The organism is Butyricimonas sp. BSD2780061689_150309_C8 (genome assembly GCF_015560935.1).
GTDB lineage: Bacteria > Bacteroidota > Bacteroidia > Bacteroidales > Marinifilaceae > Butyricimonas > Butyricimonas paravirosa.
The window spans coordinates 100,123-125,496 of the sequence record NZ_JADMSV010000005.1; the positions used below are offsets into that span (position 1 = coordinate 100,123).

Annotated in this window: 19 protein-coding genes; all 19 read right to left on the bottom strand. The window is 40.9% G+C overall.

Translation table 11 applies throughout. The features are described from left to right. Positions 1 to 5 precede the first annotated feature (5 nt). The 19 genes from I2I33_RS06855 to I2I33_RS06945 all read right to left on the bottom strand — a co-directional run bounded on the left by I2I33_RS06855 (position 6) and on the right by I2I33_RS06945 (position 25,277). On the bottom strand, positions 6 to 1,823 hold the full coding sequence (locus I2I33_RS06855) for a BatD family protein (RefSeq protein WP_087421817.1): 1,818 nt from the start codon (positions 1,821 to 1,823) through the stop codon (positions 6 to 8). 48 nt (positions 1,824 to 1,871) lie between these two features. Continuing rightward, positions 1,872 to 2,696 (bottom strand): tetratricopeptide repeat protein, encoded by an 825-nt coding sequence (locus I2I33_RS06860; protein WP_087421816.1) that lies wholly within the window; start codon positions 2,694 to 2,696, stop codon positions 1,872 to 1,874. Positions 2,697 to 2,713: 17 nt separating this feature from the next. Further along, on the bottom strand, positions 2,714 to 3,766 hold the full coding sequence (locus tag I2I33_RS06865) for a VWA domain-containing protein (protein WP_027199958.1): 1,053 nt from the start codon (positions 3,764 to 3,766) through the stop codon (positions 2,714 to 2,716). A gap of 84 nt (positions 3,767 to 3,850) precedes the next feature. Then, a complete protein-coding gene (locus I2I33_RS06870; protein WP_087421815.1) occupies positions 3,851 to 4,843 on the bottom strand; it encodes a vWA domain-containing protein in 993 nt (330 codons plus the stop codon). Between the two features lie 91 nt (positions 4,844 to 4,934). Further along, the gene (locus tag I2I33_RS06875; protein WP_087421814.1) at positions 4,935 to 5,972 is read right to left on the bottom strand and encodes a hypothetical protein; all 1,038 of its coding nucleotides are present in this window, start codon (positions 5,970 to 5,972) and stop codon (positions 4,935 to 4,937) included. Between the two features lie 26 nt (positions 5,973 to 5,998). Then, a complete protein-coding gene (locus I2I33_RS06880) occupies positions 5,999 to 6,877 on the bottom strand; it encodes a DUF58 domain-containing protein (RefSeq protein WP_087421813.1) in 879 nt (292 codons plus the stop codon). Positions 6,878 to 7,019: 142 nt separating this feature from the next. Continuing rightward, positions 7,020 to 8,012: an AAA family ATPase gene (locus I2I33_RS06885; RefSeq protein ID WP_027199954.1), complete on the bottom strand. Its 993-nt coding sequence runs from the start codon at positions 8,010 to 8,012 to the stop codon at positions 7,020 to 7,022. 440 nt (positions 8,013 to 8,452) lie between these two features. After that, a complete protein-coding gene (priA, locus tag I2I33_RS06890; RefSeq protein ID WP_087421812.1) occupies positions 8,453 to 10,909 on the bottom strand; it encodes a primosomal protein N' in 2,457 nt (818 codons plus the stop codon). 18 nt (positions 10,910 to 10,927) lie between these two features. After that, positions 10,928 to 11,908, bottom strand: coding sequence for a 6-phosphofructokinase (gene pfkA, locus I2I33_RS06895; protein WP_087421811.1), 981 nt, complete (start codon positions 11,906 to 11,908; stop codon positions 10,928 to 10,930). Between the two features lie 95 nt (positions 11,909 to 12,003). Next, positions 12,004 to 12,855, bottom strand: coding sequence for a 4-hydroxy-3-methylbut-2-enyl diphosphate reductase (locus I2I33_RS06900; RefSeq protein ID WP_087421810.1), 852 nt, complete (start codon positions 12,853 to 12,855; stop codon positions 12,004 to 12,006). Next, entirely contained in the window at positions 12,839 to 13,540 is a 702-nt protein-coding gene (gene cmk / locus I2I33_RS06905) for a (d)CMP kinase (RefSeq protein ID WP_087421809.1), read from the bottom strand. The genes I2I33_RS06900 and cmk overlap by 17 nt, the downstream gene beginning before the upstream one ends. A gap of 87 nt (positions 13,541 to 13,627) precedes the next feature. Further along, positions 13,628 to 14,458: a hypothetical protein gene (locus tag I2I33_RS06910; RefSeq protein WP_087421808.1), complete on the bottom strand. Its 831-nt coding sequence runs from the start codon at positions 14,456 to 14,458 to the stop codon at positions 13,628 to 13,630. 637 nt (positions 14,459 to 15,095) lie between these two features. After that, a complete protein-coding gene (locus I2I33_RS06915) occupies positions 15,096 to 16,070 on the bottom strand; it encodes a hypothetical protein (RefSeq protein ID WP_087421807.1) in 975 nt (324 codons plus the stop codon). A gap of 25 nt (positions 16,071 to 16,095) precedes the next feature. Beyond that, positions 16,096 to 17,682 carry a PKD-like family lipoprotein gene (locus I2I33_RS06920; RefSeq protein ID WP_195666776.1) on the bottom strand — a complete coding sequence of 529 codons (1,587 nt, stop codon included), beginning with the start codon at positions 17,680 to 17,682 and terminating at the stop codon, positions 16,096 to 16,098. Between the two features lie 23 nt (positions 17,683 to 17,705). Next, positions 17,706 to 18,452: a DUF4843 domain-containing protein gene (locus I2I33_RS06925; RefSeq protein WP_087421805.1), complete on the bottom strand. Its 747-nt coding sequence runs from the start codon at positions 18,450 to 18,452 to the stop codon at positions 17,706 to 17,708. Between the two features lie 6 nt (positions 18,453 to 18,458). After that, positions 18,459 to 19,970, bottom strand: coding sequence for a RagB/SusD family nutrient uptake outer membrane protein (locus tag I2I33_RS06930; RefSeq protein ID WP_087421804.1), 1,512 nt, complete (start codon positions 19,968 to 19,970; stop codon positions 18,459 to 18,461). Positions 19,971 to 19,980: 10 nt separating this feature from the next. Beyond that, positions 19,981 to 23,418: a SusC/RagA family TonB-linked outer membrane protein gene (locus I2I33_RS06935; RefSeq protein ID WP_087421803.1), complete on the bottom strand. Its 3,438-nt coding sequence runs from the start codon at positions 23,416 to 23,418 to the stop codon at positions 19,981 to 19,983. Between the two features lie 84 nt (positions 23,419 to 23,502). Then, positions 23,503 to 24,669 (bottom strand): FecR family protein, encoded by a 1,167-nt coding sequence (locus tag I2I33_RS06940; RefSeq protein ID WP_162613832.1) that lies wholly within the window; start codon positions 24,667 to 24,669, stop codon positions 23,503 to 23,505. A gap of 53 nt (positions 24,670 to 24,722) precedes the next feature. Beyond that, complete coding sequence (locus I2I33_RS06945; protein ID WP_087421801.1) at positions 24,723 to 25,277, bottom strand: RNA polymerase sigma factor; 555 nt, start codon at positions 25,275 to 25,277, stop codon at positions 24,723 to 24,725. Between the last annotated feature and the right edge of the window lie 97 nt (positions 25,278 to 25,374).

Sequence of the window (25,374 nt, forward strand, 5' to 3'; positions counted from 1 at the left end):
AGCTTTCAGATCGCTTTATCCAATTTCGTGATAATAGATATACTATCCTTGTACACGTTATCCATCTCTTCTCCTTGATTAGCACCCGGGGCATAACGAGCGTACTCGCAATGATCGAGCACCTCGATAAAGCTCTGAATTAACGTCGCGTCTGCCCCCCGACGAGTCAGGTGATCACTGATATTGTCCCGATTCAATTCTGATGCGGCTATGTTCAATTTATAACTAACATATCCCCACAAAGCGTTCAATGTCTCTTGATAGAATAGCTCGGAGTTTCCGGCTTTCATCGCGACAGAGGCTGCCCGCAAACGTTTCTGAGCCATTTTGTTCGCCGTTTTACTCTTCACCCGTACCAAATCGGCATTTGCCTTGATACGGCGACGATTAAGAATCATCCCGACCACGAAAAGTACAAAAGGGATCAAGAAACTCAACCAGTATTCCATTGTGGCGAAATACAACACGCCTTTCGGACGGAGATCGTTCTTGTGTGTCTTGATATAGCGAATATCCTGTCCCAACATCCTGACATCTTCTTTCTTGAACGACTGTAAGGCTGCCTCCCCGGCTCCTTGACTGGATTCATTTCCCTTTTCAACCCGAACAGAATACTCCTTTCCCTTCAACATCTTATAAGCCCCGGCTTGCGGGTCAAAATAGGAATATTGCACGGCTGGAATCTTGTAATCCCCCGCATAACGAGGAATCACGAGATATTCAAAAGTAACGGTTCCGGACGTTCCGCTTATATCCCTAGTCACTTTCGGATCGTACACGTCAAAATCATGCGGGAAAGTGATTTTCGGAGCCTCTAACAATTTCATGTTTCCATTCCCGCGTAACACCACCTTGTACGTCAACGCATCATTCGCTTTCAAGGTATCTGTTGACATAGAGGTTGTCATGGCAAGGGTTCCCACCATACCGCTAAATCCTAACGGCTTTCCGGCCTCTGGTAAAGGTTTCACGGTAATTTTCACGGGTTTGCTCTTGCAGAGTACCCGGACATCACGGGAATTCCCGAAAAAGTCATCAAAGATACTTCCACCACGACTCCCCACCCGTTGGCGGACAAGACAATACAACTCGTAAGGCTCAATCGTCAACGTCCCGGCATGTTGCGGGAAAAGAATCGTTTTTTGTAACACGCCTACCCGATCATATATTTTCCCGTTATATTCCTCACGTTCCAAATGAATCTGGGGAATCTTCACGTCTTCTGTCAGGAACCCGTCAAAAGGCGGGATCTTTTTCCCCTGCACATCGACCAGATTTACCCGAGCATATACTTTCAACGTGGCAGTCAAACTCTCACCCACGTAAAGCGTGTTGCGGCTCACATCCATTCGCAGGAACAAATCATCATCCGTAATCGAAGTACTTCCCCGGTTCTCAGAAACATCCCCGGAACTTTGGGTATTATTCCGAGGTTTCCCGGAACCTTTAATCACTTTTATCTTCAAGGGCTGGGACTTATACTCTTTACCATCCACGGTGATCGTGGCCGGTTCGATCGTAAACTCTCCTTCTTCCTGTCCTTCCAAAATATAAGTGTACGTGTACTCTTGATTTTGTTTCATATCGCCATTGATAATCGTGATGTTAGAAGACGTACTCAATGACGGTCCTGCCAGTAAATCAAACCCTTTTATCGTGGGAACCTGTAAGTTCTCCCCCTTGTTGTTCAACACGAAGGAAAGACGGAATTGCTCCCCGACTTCCACAACGGAAGGTGCGGATGCGATAAATTCTGTCTTTTGGGCAAATAACTTAGACCCACCAATAACGCATAATAGCAATATGATAATGAATGACTTCATTTGTTTATCTTTTAATTCTTTATTATCTCTATGGAAAAACGTACAAAGTTACCAGTTTTTCTCAATCTTCATCTTCTTTGCCTTTTGAGCTTGAACTTTATCTTTCTGTACCTTTTCCTGTGTTTTCTTTTCATCTGCCTCCAAAGCCTCTAACAAACGTTTGGCATCCTCTTTAGAGATTTTAGGCTGGGCCTGTTGGTCCTGCTGTTGTTGATCCTTATTCTGTTGATCCTTGTTTTGCTGGTCTTTATTCTGTTGATCTTTCTGATCTTGATCCTGTTTATCTTTATCTTGTTGATCCTTATTCTGATCTTGCTGGTCCTTGTTTTGATCTTTATTCTCGTCCTTATTCTGATCTTTGTTCTGATCTTGATTCTGTTGATCTTTATTTTGATCCTGCTGGTCCTTATTCTGGTCCTTATTTTGATCTTGATTTTGATCTTGATTTTGTTTCTGCTTGCGGGCAAATTCTAGATTATACTTTGTCTCTTGGGAATTCGGACGGTTTCTCAACGACTGTTTATAAGCCTCAATACTCTCATCCAACTTGTTCATGGCCAAAAGAGTATTCCCGATGTTGTGATACAACTCTCCTAACTTTTCCTTGTCTTTTTCATTCTGAGCCAACGATTGGAATTGTTGTAATGCCTCGTCAAACTTTTTCTGTTTATAAAGCGCATCTCCCAGGTTAAACGCACCCTCGTATGATTTCACTTCCGTATCTAAAGCCTTACGATACTCCACTTCAGCCTTCTCAAAATCCTGTTTATTAAACAGATCATTCCCGCCCCGAATAAATTTTCGTTCCTGTTGCGCAGCCGATGGTAAACTTATAACTACAGCTGCTATCATCGTTATCAATATCTTCACCATAATGTCTCGTTTAAAATTTACCGATTCGTTCCAACACTTTTCGTCTCACTTCCAAATATATTGATCTTCAAGAAATTCTTGTTTTTACGTCCCAATACCATGAAATCCAGCAACACGAATATCAATGCCATGATCAGGAAATACTGGTATTTTTCAGCATAATCACTGAATACCCGTTCTTCCAACAATGTCTTGTCCATACGATCAATCTCGTCCAACAAGGTGTTTAATCCCACGTTCGAATTACTTGCCCGCACGAATATTCCCTCTCCGGCCTTGGCAATCTCTTTCAATGTTTCCTCGTCCAACTTGGATATAATCGGGTTACCACTCCCGTCTCTCATGTATTGTCCGGGATTTCCCTTCTCCGGGATCGGTCCTCCTTGTGCCAATCCCATCCCGATCGTGTGTACGTAGATACCTTTTTCCCGGGCAGCTTTAGCCGCGGCAATCGCATCGTCCTGATGGTTTTCACCATCCGTGATCACGATAATCGCTTTCGATGCCTCCGTGTCCGGGGTAAACGACTTCGCAGCCAAATCTATTGCCGTTCCTATCGCCGTACCCTGTATCGGGACAATATCGGTATTAATTCCAGATAGGAATAATTTAGCTGAAGAATAATCCGTCGTGATCGGCAATTGCACGTAAGCATCCCCTGCAAATACGATCAATCCCACTTTATCATCACTTAATTTTTCCACCATTCGGGAAATGGCCTGTTTCGCCGCATCCAACCGGCTGGGCTTTATATCCTGCGCCATCATGGAATTTGACACATCCAACGCAATAATTAACTCCACGCCCTCTTTTTTTACTTGTTGCAATTTTGACCCGAACTGAGGACCTGCAACCCCAAGAATGACGAAAAACAAAGCTACCAGAACAAGTATAAATTTTAATGTCTCCCGCTTATAAGATTGCAAAGGCATCAGTGTTGACAGTAATTCGGGACTCCCGAATTCAGCAATCGCTTTTTTCTTCCGAATCCTTGCTACCACGTAAAAAACAATCAACAATGGTATGATAATCAGCAAGTATAATAATTCAGGATGTGCAAATCTAAACATAACCCTTTCAATTTTAAATTTAATGATTCTAGATTTTAAATTCCGAATTGCATCAATTCACAATCTAAGATTTAAAACTTACAATTATGGAATTTTCCTCAACAACGTGTATCGCCCTAACGCCTCCACAATTAATAACAAAGCCCCGATCAAAGCAAAATAGAAATACTGCTCGTTCTTACGACTGAAATGTTTGACTTCTACTTTACTCTTCTCCAATTGATCAATCTCCTGATAAATTTGCTCCAGTTTTTTGTTATCTGTTGCCCGGAAATATTTACCGCCTGTCATGTCAGCAATCTGGGTCAATATATCTTCATCTATCTCAACCGGCATTCGCTGTAATTGCATCCCAAAGGGCGTTTGCACGGGATAAGGAGCCTCACCCAAAGACCCGACACCGATCGTGTAAACCCGGATACCAAAAGTTTTTGCCAATTCTGCCGCTGTCATTGGTGCAATCGCTCCCCGGTTGTTGACTCCATCCGTCAAAAGAATGATCACCTTGGATTTCGCCTTGCTATCCTTCAAACGATTTACCGCATTTGCCAACCCGAGGCCAATAGCTGTTCCATCTTCAATCATCCCGCTACGAATATCTTTCATCACGTTGACTAACACGGCTTGATCCGTTGTCAAAGGACTTTGCGTGAAACTTTCCCCGCTAAAAACAACCAGCCCGATACGATCCTGAGGACGCTCCAATATAAACTTAGTCGCAACCTCCTTGGCTGCCTCCAGTCGATCAGGAGTAAAATCTCGTGCCAACATACTACCGGAAATATCCAATGCCAGCATAATATCAATACCCTCGCTGTTATAGGTCTGCCAACTCGTGCTGGATTGTGGTCTAGCCAATGCCAGAACCAAAAATAGAATGGCCAAAACCCGAGCTGCAAACAATAAATGACGTAACCAGATCCGGCTACCCCGTTTCATTTGCTTGAACACCCGGATTGAAGAAAACTTCAAATCAGCATGCGAGCGTTTCTCCTTGAATATGTACCAGATAATCATTGGTATCAGCACCAACAACAACCAAAAGTACTCGGGATTTGCAAATTCATATCCAAACATATCTTCTATTTTAGATCCTATTTAATTTCTTGATTTAAGGTTTTGATTGCAAACGAATCATAAATCGTAAATCATAAATCATAAATTAATTTCAGTTATCTTTCTCCTCTCCGGTTTCCTTCTCTTCCTTTTCCGCCTTCTCTCTCGCCTCCCTCTCCTGTTGTTCTTTCAACTCCTGCTCCAGGCGTTCTTTCTCATGCTCGGCTCGAATTGTATCATTAGTTTCCTGTACAAAATTATAGGCAATATCCAAATTCCGTACGTTCTCATCCTGCAACGGCTCCGCTTTAGCAAACTTCACGAAATCAGCCGTTTCAAACATATCTGCCAACTTATCCCGTTGCTTTGCGTCTACCTGCTCGCATTTCTCCAAAGCCTTCAAAGTTTCGAAAGAAGTCTGTTCCATCGCTGAGATACCCAATTCTCCATCCAAATAATTCCGGATCGTGTCAGTTAATTGCGTGTAATACTCTTTGGTCTTTCCACTCTGCCATAATTTCTCCTTCTTGATCTCCTCCAAAGCCTTCATGGCCAACACGTACGGAGGAATTGCCGGTTTTTCGTGATGGAAAAGACTCTTACGGGATTTCCGAACTTTGATAATCCAGACAACCAGAAGAATCACCACGATTCCCAACAATGTCCATAACAAATAAGGTAATATCTCGGCAAATGTCCACGGGGCAGCCAAAGGCATTACAATATCGTAATTTCCTTTCTGCTGATCAACCACGAAAGTATTCACGATCAAGTGTAACGGATCAGTACGCAGCGTGTTATTATAACTTTCCTGTTGAATCTCAATGGGCATTGGTGGAATCACGAACACGCCCGAATCAAAAGAAGTTATCACGTAACTTTCCTGCACGAGTACCCGTCCGTCCTTTTCCATGATAGAATCACGAACCGGCCCGGATATAATCTCGATTCCTTGTGCTATCGTGTCCTTCAATTGAGGGAATGCCACTTTCACACCCGGTTCAGCCTTCACTTTCATCCGGAAATGAATCTGATCCCCGATCATGATATAGTTCGTGTCAATCTCGGCACTATATTCCCGATTTTGTGCTTTCAAAGCACTGACACAACCTAGTAGGATAATTACGAATAGAATAATTCTATTTTTCATTTTAATTCTCCATTTTCAATGTTCAATTAATATCCAGCCCCTCTTCTCTTGAATAACGTGATCAATGACCTCACGTAATCTTCATCAGCGCTGATAGATGCCATGTCGACACCGGCATGTTTGAATATCCGATCCAGTTCCTTGTCTCGTTCGATGCCATACGCTTCGAACTCGTCCCGGACTTTCTTGTCGGATGTATCCACCCAAACACTTTCTCCCGTCTCCGCATCCGTCAAGTACATCAACCCGACAGGAGGCAATATTTTCTCTCTACGATCGTACAATTGCAAAGCTACCACGTCATGTTTCTTATTGGCAATAATCAACGGGTGTTCGAAATCGTGATCATCCATGAAATCGGAAATCAGGAAACAAGTACACCGTTTCTTGATAGCGTTTGTCAGATATTGCAACGCCACAGAGATATTCGTTTCCTTGTGTTCCGGATAAAAATCCACCAATTCCCGGATGATATGCAAAATATGTGTCCGTCCTTTCTTCGGCGGAATAAATTTCTCGATCCGGTCAGAAAAGAAAATCACGCCAATCTTATCGTTGTTCTGAATGGCAGAGAAAGCCAACACGGCCGCAATCTCGGTAATCTGATTCTTTTTCAGTTTCGACACCGTACCGAAATTACGCGAGGCACTCACGTCAATCAACAACATCACGGTCAACTCACGTTCTTCCTCGAATATCTTCACGTAAGGATGGTTATAACGAGCGGTCACGTTCCAGTCAATACTTCGGATGTCATCCCCGTATTGATAGGCCCGCACCTCGCTAAACGTCATTCCCCGACCTTTAAAAGCCGTGTGATACTCCCCCGCAAAGATATTACTCGATAATCCCCGAGTCTTTATCTCAATCTGCCTGACACGTTTTAATAAATCTGAAGTCTCCACCTTAGTTAATTTTAGATTTAAAAATTTTAGATTCTAAATTCCAGCCCCCTTAATTTATGATTTTAGATTTATGATCTCCAACCACAAATCAATGCTTTTTTAATCGTAATTCACAAATCGTAAATTAATCGGTCTTCAATCACTAAGGTACCTCTACCGTGTTCAAAATTTCACTGATAATATCCTCGCTGGTCAAGTTATTCGCTTCAGCCTCGTAGCTCAAACCGATACGATGACGCAAAACGTCGTGACAAACAGCACGAACATCTTCCGGGATTACATATCCGCGACGTTTAATGAAAGCATACGCTTGTGCTGCTTTGGCCAAACTGATACTAGCACGAGGAGATGCCCCGTAAGCAATCATGGAAACGAATTTTTCCAAGCCATGCTCTTGCGGGTAACGTGTTGCAAAAACGATGTCAACAATATATTTCTCGATCTTCTCGTCCAGGTAAACCTCCTTCACCACCTCACGAGCCCGCAGAATATCTTCCGGTTGTAGGATCGTGTTAGACTGGGGATAAATTTTCTCCAAATTCTGACGAACGATCAATTTTTCTTCGTCTTTTTTCGGGTAATCAATCACCACTTTCAACATGAAACGGTCAACCTGAGCCTCGGGAAGAGGATAAGTTCCTTCCTGCTCGATCGGATTCTGGGTTGCCATCACCAAGAATGGTTCTTCCAACTTGTAAGTCATATCCCCGATAGTCACCTGACGCTCCTGCATCGCCTCCAACAAGGCCGATTGCACTTTCGCCGGGGCCCGGTTAATCTCATCCGCCAGAATAAAGTTAGCGAAAATCGGTCCTTTCTTCACCACGAACTCTTCTCTTTTCTGAGAATAAATCATCGTACCGACAACGTCAGCCGGTAACAAATCCGGGGTAAACTGGATTCGACTGAATTTAGCATTAATAATATGTGCTAGTGTATTTATCGCCAAGGTTTTCGCCAAACCGGGAACTCCCTCCAACAAAATATGTCCATTAGAAAGCATACCGATCATCAGTCCTTCTACCAAGTGCTTCTGTCCGACGATCACTTTGTTCATCTCCATACTAATCATATCCACAAAAGAACTCTCTTGCTGTATGCGCTCATTCAATGCTTTGATATCAACCGTATTCATATCATTGATTTTTATATTGATTTATATTACTACTTTGTCTAACGTAAATATTCCACTTCGGTTTCAATCTCCTCAAAAAGAGAATCTATATCTTCACCGTTTTCTGTTTTTCCAAAAATAGAGATTATTCCGCCAAATGTTAAAATCAAAGACACTAAATAATGTTAAAACAAATTTTAAGGTTTTCCCAAATAATTTCTAATCTCCTCTTAAAATGCAGAACATTACTAAGATATGGCCTATTTTTTAACATTTCACCTTTTCTCATGACACACTTGTTAACAGACCACTCTCAAAAAGTAAGCAAAAATCAAGGTTTTATGACTTAACAATAACCTATACTATTTTTCGACGAAACAGTCGGAACGGCCTTCGTTCCAAACAAAGATAAGAAATAAATCATGCTCAACGTCCGATACTAGCGACAAAATACAACCTAATTATAACGGGTCAACATCGAAATAAATACGCACTCCCTTACCAATGGGAGTTTTCACCAATTCATCACTTTTCTGCTTCAAGAAAGCTTTCAATTTTGACAGGGAAAGACCTTGTTCCGCCTTTATCAGAATTTGTATCCGATACATTTTTCTAACCCGGGACACATCCGGTTCTGCCGGGCCACATACCCTACGTTCCAACCGTTCCCGCAGCAACCTAGCTAACTCGTTCGCGGCATTTCTCAAAACCACCTCATCCACATGCCTCAACTCTACCTGAATCAACCGGGAAAAGGGGGGATAGTTAAACATTTCCCGTTCTTGGGATAACTGAGAGTAAAACTCTCTATAGTTTTCCTTCCTCACCAACTGATACACTCGACTTTGCATATCTGTTACCTGAATTACCACCTTGCCGCGCTCACCTTTTCGTCCACTGCGTCCACTCACTTGCATCAACATATCATAAGCTCGCTCCTCTGCCCGGAAATCGGGAAACCCCATCAGACTATCGGCATCCATCACCCCGACAAGTTTCACCCGTTCAAAATCCAACCCTTTCGAAACCATCTGCGTGCCGATCAGCACATCCAAATTTCCACTTTCAAAATCATCGATTAAAGCCCTGAACTTTGCCTTATTACTCATCACATCCAAGTCCATTCGGGCAATCCGGGCCTCCGGGAAATACTGTTTCACGTCTTCCTCGATCCGTTCCGTTCCTGGAGTACGATTCACGTAATGTCCCTGCCCACACTCCTGACACACGGCCGGAACAGCCCGCAAGCTCCCGCAATAATGACAATTCAGCGTGTTCCGGTAGCGATAATAAGTCATACTCACATCGCAATGTTTACATTTCAGGATGGAACCGCAACGGTCACATTGTAAATAAGTCGAATACCCCCGTCTATTCTGGAATAAAATCACCTGCATCCCGTTCTCCAACACCCGTTTCATTTCCTCGTACAAAACCGGAGTAAAACTCCCTTTCATCATCTTTTTACGACGATACTCCTTCATATCCACGAACAACAGTTCCGGCATCATCACTTCCCCGTAACGGGTTGTCAGTTGCACGAAACCATATTTCCCGCTTAGGGCATTCTGATAACTTTCAAAAGAAGGTGTTGCAGAACCTAACAATATTTTTGCCCCACTCATCTTTCCAAGCATTATAGCGGCATCACGACCGTTATAGCGGGGTGCCGGTTCTTTTTGCTTGTAAGAACTTTCATGCTCCTCGTCAACAATAACCAAACCCAATTGTTTATAAGGCAAGAACACGGATGACCGCACACCCAACACCACGGGATAAGGATTCGTACCATTCTGTTTACGCCACATCTCCGCCCGGGCACTATCCGCCATACCCGAATGATAAACGCCGACTTGATCCCCGAAGACCCGCCGCAGGCGTTTCACGATCTGTACCGTTAACGCAATTTCCGGTAACAAATACAACACCTGTTTTCCTTGCCTTAGCGTTTCTTGTATCAGATGAATATATATTTCAGTCTTACCCGAAGAAGTTACGCCCTGCAACAAGACACAATCCTTCTCCTTGTAATACCCTTGAATATCGCCCAAAACCTTTTCTTGCGCCCCCGACAAAGCGTGTACATCTTCCACGTCCTCTTTAGATACCTCTAAACGGCTGACTTCCTGCACAACAATTTCCAACACGCCCCGTTCACACAATCCTTTCAAGGCTGAGGCCGAACTACCGATTTGCTGAATAAACTCCGTTCTAGGCAACCCCTCGACTCGATGCTCGTCGCTATAATACACCCAATCACACAGCATTTTGTATTGAGCCCTCGCCCGTTTTAAGCTATCAAGAATCCCGTCCAATTCTTCACTCGTGAACTTTCGTTTCCATCTCACCAAACGTTCAATTTTCGGTTTGAACAGATCATCTACCGACTCCTTGATTCCGATAATTTCTTTTTCCAATAAGGCACGAACAGCAACATAGACATCCTTTCTCCTCAAGAGTTTTTCGACTTCGGCCATACATATCTCTCCTCTTTCTCGAAATACTCCCATGATCTCCTTCTCTTCCCGGCTTAATTCACTTTCATCTACCAACCGCTCTTCCCAGCCGTTCACCAAACTCAAACTCGTGTAACTCTCCAAGCGCATCGAAACAGGTAATGCTGCCCGCATAACCTCTCCCGGTGGCGTCATGTAATACTCGCTGAGCCACAATAGAAATTTCAAATGAGAACCAGAAAGAGCGAATCCTTCCTCGATAACTCGTTCTATCGGTTTTGTTTCAAATCCGACAGGCGGATTCGTATGCAACGCATAGACAACACCCGTGTAACGTTTATTCTTAACAAATGAAACGACCACGAGCGCACCTACCGTTACCGAATGTTCATATTCTTCCGGTACCGAATAAGTAAAAAAACTTTCCACTCCCAGAGGGATAATGACATCCGCGTACAACAAACGAATTAATTTTAGATTTTAAATAGACAAGACTTCCGTAATGTCCAACAAATTATGATTTAACGGTTTTGAATTCTTGATAGCCTTGTTAAAAGGAACATGAACAATATCCTTATTCATAATCCCAACCATGATACTGGTCTGGTCATCCAACAAAGCATCCACTGCCGCCACTCCCAACGTGCTAGCCGTCACGCGGTCAAAAGCGGAAGGTGATCCTCCTCTTTGGATATGACCTAAAACAGTTACCCGCACGTCATATTCGGGATGTTTTTTAGCGATCTGATCGGCAATCGTATACGCTCCACCTGATTTATCACCTTCTGCCACGATCACGATACCACTTGACTTATGAGGTTTATAATCATGTTCTAGGTAACGATCCAAGTCATTCAAATCCGTCTCGATTTCCGGAACTAGTACAGCCTCGGCCCCCGTAGCCACGGCCGACCGTAACGCAATAAATCCGGCATCCCGTCCCATAACCTCGATAAAGAACAAACGATTATGAGCACTTGCCGTATCCCGGATCTTATCCACGGCATCCACCACAGTGTTTACCGCCGTGTCATATCCAATCGTGTAATCCGTCCCGTAAAGATCATTATCTATCGTACCGGGAATCCCGACAATATGCACGTTATGCTCTTGACAGAACAACCGGGCTCCGGAAAAAGTTCCATCCCCACCAATCACGACCAATGCATCAATTCCCAATTCCTGCATCTTCTCGTAAGCTTTCGTACGTCCCTCCGGCGTACGGAATTCCTCGCTACGGGCCGTCTTTAAGATCGTTCCTCCTCGTTGAATAATATTACTCACGTCATGGGAATGCATACGCACAATATTTCCCTCGATCAATCCCTCATATCCATCGTAAATACCATAAGCCTCACAGCCATTAAAAATAGCGGCCCTCACAACCGCCCGAATAGCGGCATTCATTCCCGGAGCATCGCCTCCTGAAGTTAAAACTCCTATTTTTTTAATCTTTCCCATAAAAACAACGTTTAATTGAAAATTGGAAATTAAAAATGTTAATCTCTATACCCCCAATTCTATAATTTATTTTTTTAGCTTTTAGCTTTTAGTTTTTAGCTTTTAGCTTTTAACCCCTCCTTTATCTCTTCCATCACCCACCTCGGTGTTGAAGTAGCCCCACTGATCCCGACACTATCGGCTTTATCAAACATCTCATCACGCAGGTCTTTCACCCCCTGCACAAAATAAGTCCGGGAATTCACCTCCCGACAAACCTCGAAAAGTTGCTTCCCGTTGGAACTCTTTTCCCCGCTAACAAACAAGATCACATCATGTCTTGCCGCAAAATCTTTCAACTGCGGGATTCGATTTGCCACCTTACGGCAGATTGTATCGTTTACTACCACGGAGGCCCTTGCATTCTCCTTCACCAACTCCACGACACGCTTGAAACCATCCAAACTCTTGGTTGTTTGGGAAAACAGAATTACCGAACGGGAAAAATCGATGGATTTCAAATCTTCCTCTTGCTCGATAATCAGCGCCTCATCATTCGTTTGAGCCACCAACCCGTTCACCTCGGCATGTCCTCTTTTTCCATAAATCACGATCTGCCCCCCGTTCGCTCTCACCTCCTCGTATGCCTCTCGTATTTTCTTCTGCAAATTCAATACCACGGGACACGAGGCATCGATCACCTCAATCCCGTTCTTCTTTGCCAGTTCGTATGAACTCGGTGGTTCACCATGAGCCCGGAACAACACACGACACGCCTTCAACCGGGCAAATTCATCATGATCTATCGTACTTAATCCCAGCTGTTTTAATCGCTCCACCTCTAAACTATTATGCACAATATCTCCTATGCAATATAATCTTCCATGTTGCAATTCTTCCTCCGCCTTGGCAATCGCATTCACAACCCCAAAACAGAAACCGGAATTCTCGTCAATTTCTACTTTCATATTTCGAACGAATGATCTTTAACATCTCTTCCACTTCTTCCTCCACGGTCATATCGCCATTATCAATCAACACAGCATCCGACGTTCTCACCAAAGGACTTGTTTCCCGGTGTTCATCTATATAATCCCGTTTCCGGACATTCGCTTCCACTTCTTCATAAGTCACCTGCTCCCCCTTCTCGATCAGTTCCTTGTAACGTCGTTGAGCCCGTACTTCAGGACTTGCCGTCATAAAGAACTTCACCTCCGCATGAGGGAACACGACACTCCCAATATCCCGTCCATCCATGATTACACCACCCTCCTTTGCCATCTCCCGTTGTTTCTCAACAAGCAACTTTCGCACGTAAGGCAATGCAGCGATCAAACTCACGTTATCAGAAACCTCTAATCCGCGAATGGCTACCTCTACATACTCGCCATTCATGTAAGATTCATAACGTTTTTTTGCCTCGTTATATTTAAAACCGAAAATAATTGTCGGAAGAACTTCTTTCAATTTTTCATCATCCACGTTCCCGTTTCGGATTAATCCTTCACGCATTGCTTTCAACGTCACGATCCGATACATGGCTCCCGTGTCAATATACGTGTACCCCAAACGTGCAGCCAGTATTTTGGATACCGTGCTTTTTCCCGTAGAAGAATGGCCGTCAACGGCAACAATCAAACCTTTCTTTTCCATTTTCAATTTTATCTGTTCAGATTGCGAAGATACAAAAAAAGGGAGTAATCATGACGATCACCCCCTGCTATATTTTTGTTACAAATTCTAGTTTACCAACTGCAACAATTTTTTCGCCTTCTCCATCATGGTCTGGTTAGAAGACTCTTCTGCCAAAGAAGTAGCAATCTTAGCATATCTTTTAGCAACATCCTCGAAACCACATTTGTTAGAGATCAAGGCATAATTATAAAGGGCATCAAAATCTTTCTTTGACTCGACGGTTTTACCTGCCCACAATTGAATCACCTTCAAACGGGAAACATCATTCATGATCTCCAACGCACCATCGGTGATCTCCTTGATCATTTTCCTGTTCTCGGGGAAATAACGGAATAACTTTCTAGCCTTGTAGAAATAATCTTCTGACTTACGCTCTGCCCGCAATTGCTTGATGTAAAAATAGTCAGCCACCACGTCATAATGCTCGTAACCGCTACTCTTCAAGAAATCCAGATACTTGTTATACTCGATCTTGTTACTGTTGTAGTATTGTTCCAAATGACCGACAAACACGTTATCCAACTTCTGGAACACATCATCCTTCGAGAAGTTCTGCATGAACTTGGACTGATTGTTAAACAAATATTTAATCTGGGGAGCATTCACATCATCCACGTAATCCCGGATAATCGACCAGTTATAATCCTTCAAGTAATCCGCCTCCTTCTGAGTCTGAAAATACCTGTTCACAACATCACGATTCGGCTTCCCTTGGTTTTTCAACTCTCTCAGAAGTTGAATTGTCGTTTGGGGGTCCGCAGGATTCGCCTCGAACTTCTTCACTAAATTATCCAATGAATCCATCTCCTTCTCGTGAGCTTGCACTCCAACAAGATTGAATAATAAAACACCTACGATTAATACAATTTTCAACATAATACTTGATACTTAAATTTGAACTTACACCCATATAACACCTTTAGGAGCAAAAAGGGTGACTCAAAAGTCGATTTTAACTTAATATTTAACATGAATTAATTATTTTACTTACAAAAACGAATCAAATCCCCCCTTTAAATAAAAATTTATAACCTTCTCATTCTTTTTCTCTCTAATCCGTGAAATATTTAATATTTACGGTGTTATATACGGACTAAACATATTGTATGTTTCACCCGAATCCCTCTTTTTACATGAGAATCACTTAAATTTTAACAATCTTAATTTTTTAATTACTCGTTCAACTTGAAAAAATTAGGTGATTATATACAATTTTGTAGTGAAATATTAATCCCTAAATGCAAGGACATATGTACTACCCGCCCTGTATCAAATGAAGAAAGAATGAATACTTGAGGTAATCACAAGACAATCACAAGACAAAGACGTATCAAAGACGTTCGTGAACGTCTTTGATACGTCTTTGTAACGAAATTGATACGTCTTTAATCCCTAAGTACATCGAATATGCTACGGGCAAACACCGTATATTACCCTGAAAAAAGTTTACAGTAAACCTATACCAGAATTGCTAAAAACATATTTCGCTGTGAAAGTGATATAAAAATTATTCTCACAAAATGCTTGGAAGATTAAAACTATTCTCAATCAAAGGTGTAAACAAATGAAAGTCACCATGTCCCGCCTCATACTTGATTTCCATATATTCTCCATTTCCGAAATCCACACGTTTCAGGAAACCATCACTATTATACTCGTATGTTCTTTCTCCATCCGTGTATAGAATAGCGATGACTTGACCTCCGGAATATTGATATTCAAGATTCAACCTCTCACCAGAGACTTGTGTCAACAATCCCCCGGAATAGGAAAAAATATATGTATCATTCAACTTATAATCCTCCCCGCTCCCATAAACTTCATCGGACTGATAAAGAGCCACGGATGTTACCGTACTTCCGCTAAACTCCATCACGGCCTTATAAACGAGCCGATCAAAGTTCTCGTTATCTTTTATCTCCTTCTTATAAGTATCTTCCAACACCCGACAAATGACCAAATCTCCCCGTTCATCATATTCATATATATAACGAATTCGCTTATTTTTCAAATACTTATTATTAAAATCCTTCCCACTCCCAACGTCTTCCCTAGCCTTATTATACACGAAGGTTTGCGCCACCAATTCCTCATGTTTATACTCATTAGTCAATGCAAACAATTCCCTGCCAATCAAAGGAATACTATCCTTTGCATCAGCACCGTATTTATCATACAGCTTTTGAATCGAATCAGCATCAATATTCGGAATATAATCTTCCAAACTATATTTCAGTCCATTATCCACGTCATAAGAAGTCATTACAGCAAGCTTATTATTCTCTTTATCACGCACCACGACAGAATCAAGCGTTTCATAATAATAAACCATATTCATGACGTATTCTCCCCAGTGGCTATTTTTACCCGTGATCTCTTTCACACGAAATTTATTCTTGGGAGTCACTTTAACATCTACATCATCGTCAGAGTCGCTACATGCAAACAATCCTGCACCTAACAACAAATATATTATCCATTTTTTCATTTTCGTATCTACTTAAAATTCAACCCTAAACTGTCTGAGGTGTAATACAAAGAATACGTCCGAACCCTTCATATACCTGATGGAAATCTTTATCTTTCTCCAAGATACCACTACCGATGTTCATGATCGGGATAGCAACAATCTTACCTTCCTTCGTACTCTCATTGTAGATCGTAATCACCATCATTCGATTCATCGCCCAATCCGTAGTATATCCCTCACCACTAGAAGAATCTTTAAACTTCATTTTTCCCTGCCATCCTTTTCTCCAAACCATAATAGAAGTTATCTTCTCATCCGGATCTTCCACTTCATACCTCTCAAAAGCTTGCGGATTAGTTCCCTCCAAAAGTAAAGAGTACACCTTCTTATCTGTCGCATAATAAAGAACATCTTCCAATGGAGAAGAATCAAAGCCTACTGTATTCATTATTCCAGGGTATGAAGTCAAATCATACAATTTTAAAGCCGTACAGGTTGGTACATAAAGAGTTCCTCCATCAAAAGTATAGAGATACCGTTTCCCACCATCTTTTGTCTCAAATACAGTATAAATAGCATCATCTTTTCCTGGAGCCATAAACAAGGCATTCATCTTACCGACATTATTTATATCGAATGGTCCCGATCCTGTTTGTCGCACAACCTGTAATTCATTATACTCGTACGGACATTTCAAAAAACGACCATTCAATTCATCATACACATAAAGTGACCGAGTATTGGAACCTTCTATAAAACTACACCCTAATGTTGCTCGATAAGGTGAAAGATCAGAGGTTTCCAAGCTAGCTGAATAATTCTTATTTCCCCACCGGGTACGACGAGCATACACCACGTGATCCATAATCAGTAACTCATAATAAGCCGAATTGTCATACATCAAGCACATCGGTTTAAACTGCTCCTCCGGTACTGGAATAAAGAATATCTCATTATCTACCATCCCCTGTACATAATCAAACGGATCCATTTGAAGAACAGAATGATCTGTTGTTACTGTTAGAATACGATTATCATCATAGAAAGAAGTAACCATTCCCGTTGCCAAACCTTCTATCAACTTCCCGCCGTTTGTCGTGGAATACACGTTTTTGAGGATTGTATTATCTTTCTCGTTAAATGGTTGTAAAAAGTTTTCCGTAAAATTCTGCGACATGATCAAATTCAAGTCTGTATTTATCCCGTCCCTCGTGTCAGCAACAACCAGTCCTTTTCCCAAATTACTATACACAGACAAAGAGAACTGTTCGTAATTCTGCAAATTCGTCCGGTTATCCGTCACGGTAAGAATAATCGTATAGGGATTCGAATTAGGAGCCACAGACACAACCGCTTTCAATGTCATCGTGGAATCCAATACAAAAGGCATTATATCATTCCCCGAAATCTCCCACTTATAACTTAGATCCGCATCATCAGAGCCGATCTTATAAACAACCGGTTTTATTTCCAAGGTATCCAATAAAAAGGCTGACATAGAGGTAGGTACTCCCCCCATATCTATAACCAAAGGATTGATCGTTTTTACCGAATCGTTGGATTTATCGTCATAACAAGACGTAAAACAACCAACTATCGCAAGCATCAATATAATAAATCTTATTTTCATAGCATTCTGCATATTACAACACATTAGTATAAAATCTGAACCTCTTTTCCCTTACTTGGTCCATCATCATGAGTCAATGGGGTTTCATGTGTCTCGTTATACTTCTTCAATTCCCGTTTCACAACCACCTGCAAAGCTTCAAATTCACTATCGGACATCCACCAAGTATCCTGATCTGCATTTCCCGGCCAATAAGGTATTGAAGTTCTATCCGTTGCCTCCTTGATAAATTTCCACCAGCAAGTAGAATAATCTCCCCAGAAATACCTCAAATAACCATTCCAATTGGCTGGTTGAATCTCCTTCGCCGTGAACAAAACTTCCACAATTCGGCTATTGTAAGACACATCCTCGAAATCGTCATTCGGCACAATTCGCACATAAAATGCATAAACCGTATCTTGCAATGCATCAGCATACTTTAATTCCAAAGAAACAGACCCCAATTGCTCGTTAGCCGGCACGACACCTCCTATCAAACTATACAATTCTTCAGGAGCCGTATTCACCTTACTCGTATCATCCGTCACCAACTCAATTTTCACCAACCGATCAACATCTGCCGTCTTTCCAAAAATCTGAACTGGCAATTTTATCGTATCTATTTGTTTTCCGGGATAGTCCAAGAAAGAATAAGAATAATCCGATGTCGTAAAATACACACTTCCATCCGTCTCAAAAATCATGGTTTCTTCCTGATCACAGGAATAACTCATTATCCCCAAAAACACAAGTACCAGTAATCTATTTAAACTATTGATTGTTTTCATATCTACCTATTTTTTCTCATCCGTACTACTACTGTTAGGTTCTCTACCTCCCACGTTGATCTCATCCTCCGGCATCGGTAACACGTACACTTTCTCGTTAATCAACAATGAAGAATTCGGAAGCTTCGTGTAACCTAAACGTTTATAGAAATAGAACATCTGTCCTTCTCCCAAAAACTCTTTTTTCCACTCTTTTTCGATCTCTTTAGTTAGTTCTTTGGAAGCAATTCCCTCCGAAATCATTTTATCCTCAGCGATCCCCCGGTTACGACGGACAATATTCAACAATTCTACCGCATCTTTCGTTTTTCCCTGTTGGTTCAAACATTCTGCTCCCATGTAATACATCTCAGACATCCGGATTAACGGCATCATATTCGGATATTTATACTTCTCCATATCATAAAACTTACGGATACCGTATTTAGAAGATGTTTTCGTGTACAAACGGGTGTAACGATAATCGGAATTCCCAACATGATCAGCAATCTCAAACAATGTCTGAGCATATTCAGAAGTGTGGAATAACAGTCTGTTATTCGGATTGGGACTATTATAATCAGGATCAATCAAATCCCTCAATCCATCATACAACTTATGCACGTCCAACCGGAAAATATGTTCCGTAGAAAACGTCAAGTCACGTTCAATCTCTGCCTCATTATTAATCGTTTGATCTTTAATCCAATCTAAGTTCTTAATTTGAGAACGATTGTTTATAAAATTCTGTACAATTGCCAAAGCCTTTTCCCGATTACCTTCCCACATATATACACGAGCCAACGTTGCCTGCAATGCCCAATAATTAAAACGAGTCATCCGGTTCGTGTAAAACTGATCATCATTAGGCAAAGTATACGACTCATCTCTCTTCGCCGTAGACCACGGATCATACTTTTCCAACAACACCGATGCCTCCTCTAAATCCTGATGGATATATTGTAACACTTCCTCTCCTGTATTTTGTTTCGTAATTTCCTTATTATAAGACTTCACATAAGGAATACAAGCCCGTTTTTGATTTTCCGGATGGTTCTCCACATCCCCCCATCCGAACATCCGCAATAACTCAAAATGAAGAAAAGCACGTAATCCCAAAGCTTCCCCCTTAATAATATTATAGTGGGTAGGATGCAGAATATTCTCCTTATTCTCAATATTTTCAAGAATATTATTGAGATTCGCTATTGTCGTGTACGTCTGGGACCAAATATTATTAATGATCGTCTCGGCCTTATCGTACTCAAAATTTTTAATCCGGTAGTAATCTCCACCATTCTGATCAACACTATATTGCTGAGCTATAACATCTAAAAAGCCGGTTGTGAGCTCCCGCCCGTACATAGAAGAATTACTCATCAATATATAACAACCGATAATTGCATCCTTAAAACCACTTTCCGACTCAAACATGATATCAGACTTCACCTCTGTCTTTGGCTCCACATCCAGCCATCCCGAACAAGACATCGAGATTGACGTGAGTAAAACCAAAGATATTTTTATGATCGCTTTCATATTATTCTATTTAAAAAGTTGCAGACAATGAAAAATTAAAACTCCGGGCAAACGGATAAGAAGTACCCCTCTCCACACGAATGGATGACCACGTGTACACGTCATTCATATAAAAAGAAAAACGTAATACCTGCAGACCAATCTTGTTTATAAAATCGTGATTCATCATATCATAAGATAAATTCACAGAAGAAAGCGTCAATTCATTCCGGTCTTGCACGAAACGGGAAGTCGCTTGTGTTTTGATCATCTTACTCTCCCACTCATTCGTTCCCGGTTTCTGCACATTCACATATTTCAATGCTTTATAAGGCTTAATATCACCCGGATTTCTCCATCGCCCATCATACACTCTTTTGTCCACATTATAATTCAGGTCAGCATTCTCAACCAAATCTACTAATGTCTGATTATACATCTGTCCTCCAAACTGATAACGAAACACACAATTCAAACTCAATCCTTTCCACGTGTAATTAAACCCGAAGTTTCCGGAAAAATCAGGTAACTCATCCCCACAGATCACCATATCAGCTGCACTCCAGGAATTTGTCCGCTTCCCATCTTTATTTAAGAATATTTCTTCACCTGTTGCCGGATCAATCCCCAAAGACTTTACAGCCCATATAGCCGTCATGGAAACACCCTCATAATACTTTTGTACCGGGCGATTATCAAAACGATCACTAGCAATCTCGTCCTGTTTCTTGTTATATTGTTTCATTGCATCGGAGATACCAGTGATTTTATTTTTATTATGAGACACCGCAGCCGTCAACGTGAAAAAAGAACGATCTTTTATATTTCTCCAAGGTGTATAAGTCAAGTATGCATCAAATCCGGTATTTTTCACGTCACCAATATTCTCTTTCACAGAAGTAAAACCGGTGGAAGGAGGAATTGTAAAATCCAGCAACGTATTGGTTGTCTGAGAAATATAATAGTCAAACTTCAAAGTAAAATTATGGGCTATATCCACATCAATACCGATATTATAGTCTAGCTTTTCCTGCCATTTCAGATCATCATTCTTCATACCTTTCAAATAAGCACCCAAAAACTGATCATAAGTCTGATCCATGAAATATTTGTATGATGCAATTGATGCGTATGCCTCCGAACTTTGTGAACCGGTATAACCGACAGATCCTCTTAACTTCAACAAATTCAAATGTTCCCATCTATCCTTCATCCAACGTTCGTTATGAATATTCCATCCCATTCCGACACTCCAGAACTGTCCCCAACGGCTATTACTACCGAATTGACTTGATGCACTCGCCCGATAAGAACCGTCCACAAGAATACGATTGTCATAAGCATAGTTGGCAACACCCAAAAAACCCATATCGCGAGTGGTTGATTCCACCCCGGTCGGTTTCATATCTTTGGTATATTGCTTAGCAAAAATGATATTATTCATCTTATCATTAGGAAAACCTTCCGCATTATAAATATCCTCTTCAAAAGTATTTTCCGAAAGTGTATATCCAAGATTACCAAACACAAAATGCTTTCCCCACTCTTTCGACCAGTTTATATTCAAATCCCCTGTCAGAGTCTTATTATCTCCCTCGTTGATTTGATAAGAACCTCTACGGAAATAATCATCATTCGAATAAGATTTGAATTTTAGATGATTAGCCGGATAAAATTCATCCGCCTTTGTTCGTTTCTCTGTAATCCCAAAACGTCCTGTAGCCTTCAATCCCGGTCTTATCATCCATTCAATATAGGCATTATTCGTCACGTCAATATATTCCTGTTGCAAAAGAGTATTCAATGAAGCATTATACAACGGATTAGCCACAAATTCATCAGACGTTTCCTTATCTTTATCATCAATAAATTGAAGTGCAATATTCTGAGATAATAAACCATTCTCATCATAAGGAGACCAATAGGGATTCAGACGTGCATACTCGCTAAATTGTCCGTAAGGGGAATCATTACTCACATTCGATGTCACAGTCAAAATATTTCTGAAATTGAATTTCTTATGACGATAAGACACCATTAGAGAACCAGCCGTATTCACACGTTCGGAACCCTTCATTACCCCTTGTATATTATTATACGACAAATCAGCAATTACCCGTAGATCGTTACTTCCCAGTTCCACAGATAATGTATGCTTGGTTCCAACACCTGTACGTAAAGGTTTAGCTAACCAATCCGTATCCACTCCGGCCAAAACTGCCGATAAAATACGATTATATTTTTTAGGCAAACCCGTGGGATCATATTTATCACCATCATATAAACCGGCATCTTTCTCCACTTCCAACTTTTGAGCCGCATTTGTCAGATGATAGGAAGACAAATCCGGGATAGAAAGATCAACACTTCCGGTATACGACACTCGTAACTCCCCGTCTGTCGTTTTCTTGGTTTCAATAACAATAACCCCGTTTGCCGCCTTCGAACCATAAATAGCCTTTGCTGATGCGTCTTTCAAGATCGTCAAACTCTCCACCCGGTTCATATCCAAGTCCATAATTTTTTGTACCGTTGCCTCGAAACCATCCAGGATAAACAACGGGGCATTAGGGTCAGTTCCATACGTTCCTTTCAGATCGACCTCTCCACCACTCAAATTAAAAGAAGAAGTTCCTCGTAATTGCATCTTTGGATTACGGTTCGGATCCGAACCGTAATCCATATTATCAAAGATCATCAAACTCGGATCCAGATTCTTCAAACTCTGGAAAACATTCTGATTACTTACTTGCAATAACTTTTCTTTCGTCACGGAAACAATGGATCCCGTGAAACTACTTGCTTTTCGGGTAAAAATACCGTTCACGACAACCTCTTCCAAATTCTCGACATCCTCCTCCAATACCACATTGATCTCGGTTTGATTGGTTACTTTTATCTCTTGAGAAACCATTCCGATAAACGAAAACAACAACGATATTTCTTTTTGATCAGGTAACGTGATTGTGTAATTACCCTCCACATCAGTCACGACTCCGATAGTTGTCCCCTTGACCAAAATTGTCACCCCAGGAAGAGGCTCTTTCTTGGCGTCTGTTACCTTACCCGTGATACTTTTCTTTTTTACTTCGTCCTTTTTCTGTTCCAAGTCAGTTAAGTTGCGAATGATAATAGTTTGGTCAACAATTTTATATCCCAACTTCGTATCTTTCAAACAAGTCTCCAGAATATTTTGTACGGAAACATTTTTCAACTCAACCGTCAAATTAACCACTTTTGCCACATCACCATAACTATACAAACAAGTATACTCACTTTGTGCCTCGATCGTTTTTAAAATATCGATCAATGTAGCATTCGTCTTCTTAATACTCAAGAATGTTTCTTGAGATCTCACCTCGGCATTCACTTGGAATACCGCAAGTAACATGAACAACACAAAAAATTTCATAGAACGAAAGTTTCCAAGACCGGAACACCAGCCTTTGCATTTAAACTTCTTTTTCATACATTTGTGAATTAGATAAATTATTTTCCTGAATCCTTTTTCAGGGACTACGACAGGTGATATTGCCAGTATCACCTGTTTTGTTTACTGACTATTTTTTACAAAAACACTATTTCCATTGATTTCTATATCTATTTTATTGATTAATCTCAACATTTCTACTACTTGGTCTAAATCTTCATATCTTCTAATATTACCCGTAAACAGGATATCCTTCATCGATTGATTTTCATAAAAAACATTGATATTATACCACCTTGAAATCGTATTCATAATCTCTTCTAAACGTTGTTTTTCAAAAGCAAAACGTCCGTCTTTCCAAGAGCAAAACAATCCGACATTAACTTCTTCAACACTTGTTTCTCCACTATTTTTATTCAACTTCAATTGTTCCCCCGGACTTAAATAGGTATCTTTACCTTCCGCCTCGAAAGCAACTTTTCCAGAAACCAACGTCGCAGCCATAAATATCTCATCAGCATAATTCCGTACATTGAATGAGGTTCCCACCACTTTTATTACTCCTTGATTTGTATGAACGATAAAAGGAATAGTAGTATTATGAGCGACATCAAAGTAGATTTCTCCCGTCATGTACACGTCCCGGGAACTCTCGTTAAAATGTGCAGGAATTCGTATTTCTGACTCGGAATTCATTCTTAAACGACTTCCGTCACTCAATGTCAAAGCATACTCTCCACCCCGCGGTATCGTAATCGTATGAAAATGTTCCCGTTTCTCTTTTGTCGTCACCTTCTCTTCTGTAGAGAAAGTATTCACTTTTCCTGTTTCAACAAAAGCCAAATATGTTGTATCTGAAATATCCACCGTCGTTCCATCCGGACAAGTCAAGATAGCTTTCATACCACCCGGATGAATCTTTTGAGTTACCACAGGCGACGCATCCTCATTCCGCTTATTCTTGAATAAATAAAAAGAACCACCTAAAATGATTAACACTGCTATAATTCCGGCATATCGATAAAATATCAAACTCCTTTTCCGACGCTTGATACTTCTCGTTTTATCTTCAAAATTCTGATAAGCCTCCTCCCAATGATTCTGCCCGATAAAGCGTATTTTTCTCTCTAAAAAAGCCCGCGATCGATATTCCTCGTATAAAGCTAAATTTTCTGTAGATGCAGCTTTCCAACGCTCCAATTCCTTAAGATCAGCATCATCAATCTCTCCTGTCAATTCTGCTGTAATCAAATCCGCAAGCCGGGTAATCTGCTCAAATCGTTCCGTCATAATCTTTATCATTTTATCTTATGACACGAACCGATTTAAAAAGTGACAAAATTTTAAATGAAATTTATCAGCAAAAGTAAAAATGGGTGAGTTAACTTTCCCTTCAACTGTTCTTTTCCTCTCTTTTTTTGCTGTTTCACAGCATCTATCGTGATATCCAACTTCTCTGCAATTTCTTTATCACTCAATCCTTCCAAGTTCAAATTAATCACGTTCCGATATTTTTCCGGAAGTTCATCAATCGCCTGCCTCAGGCGAATAAAAATTTCTTCCTCTAGCAATGCGTTATAAAAATAATCTTCTGTAATTACCTCTGTTTTATTCCGGTAATTATCCTCTACCTTTTTATCCCGAATATAATTAAGACACTGATTTTGAACCGAACGATACAAATAGAAGCGCATATCATTGATGTGCAAGAATTTTTGCGGGGCACTCCATAGCTTGAAAAAAGTATCCTGTACAATATCCCTGGCCTCCTCTATCTCCACGTACTTACACGCAACAGAAAGCAATGCATGAAAAAACTCTTCATACAAAATTTTAAACGCCTCTTCATCTCTCTCCGTGACACGTTTAGCTAATAAAACATCATCAACATTCATCATACACTTTCATATTGCTAACACAAAGGTATGACTTTATTTTATACAGACAAGAGTCGTCCGAAATTCTCGGACGACTCTTCTCGAAATATAAACAACC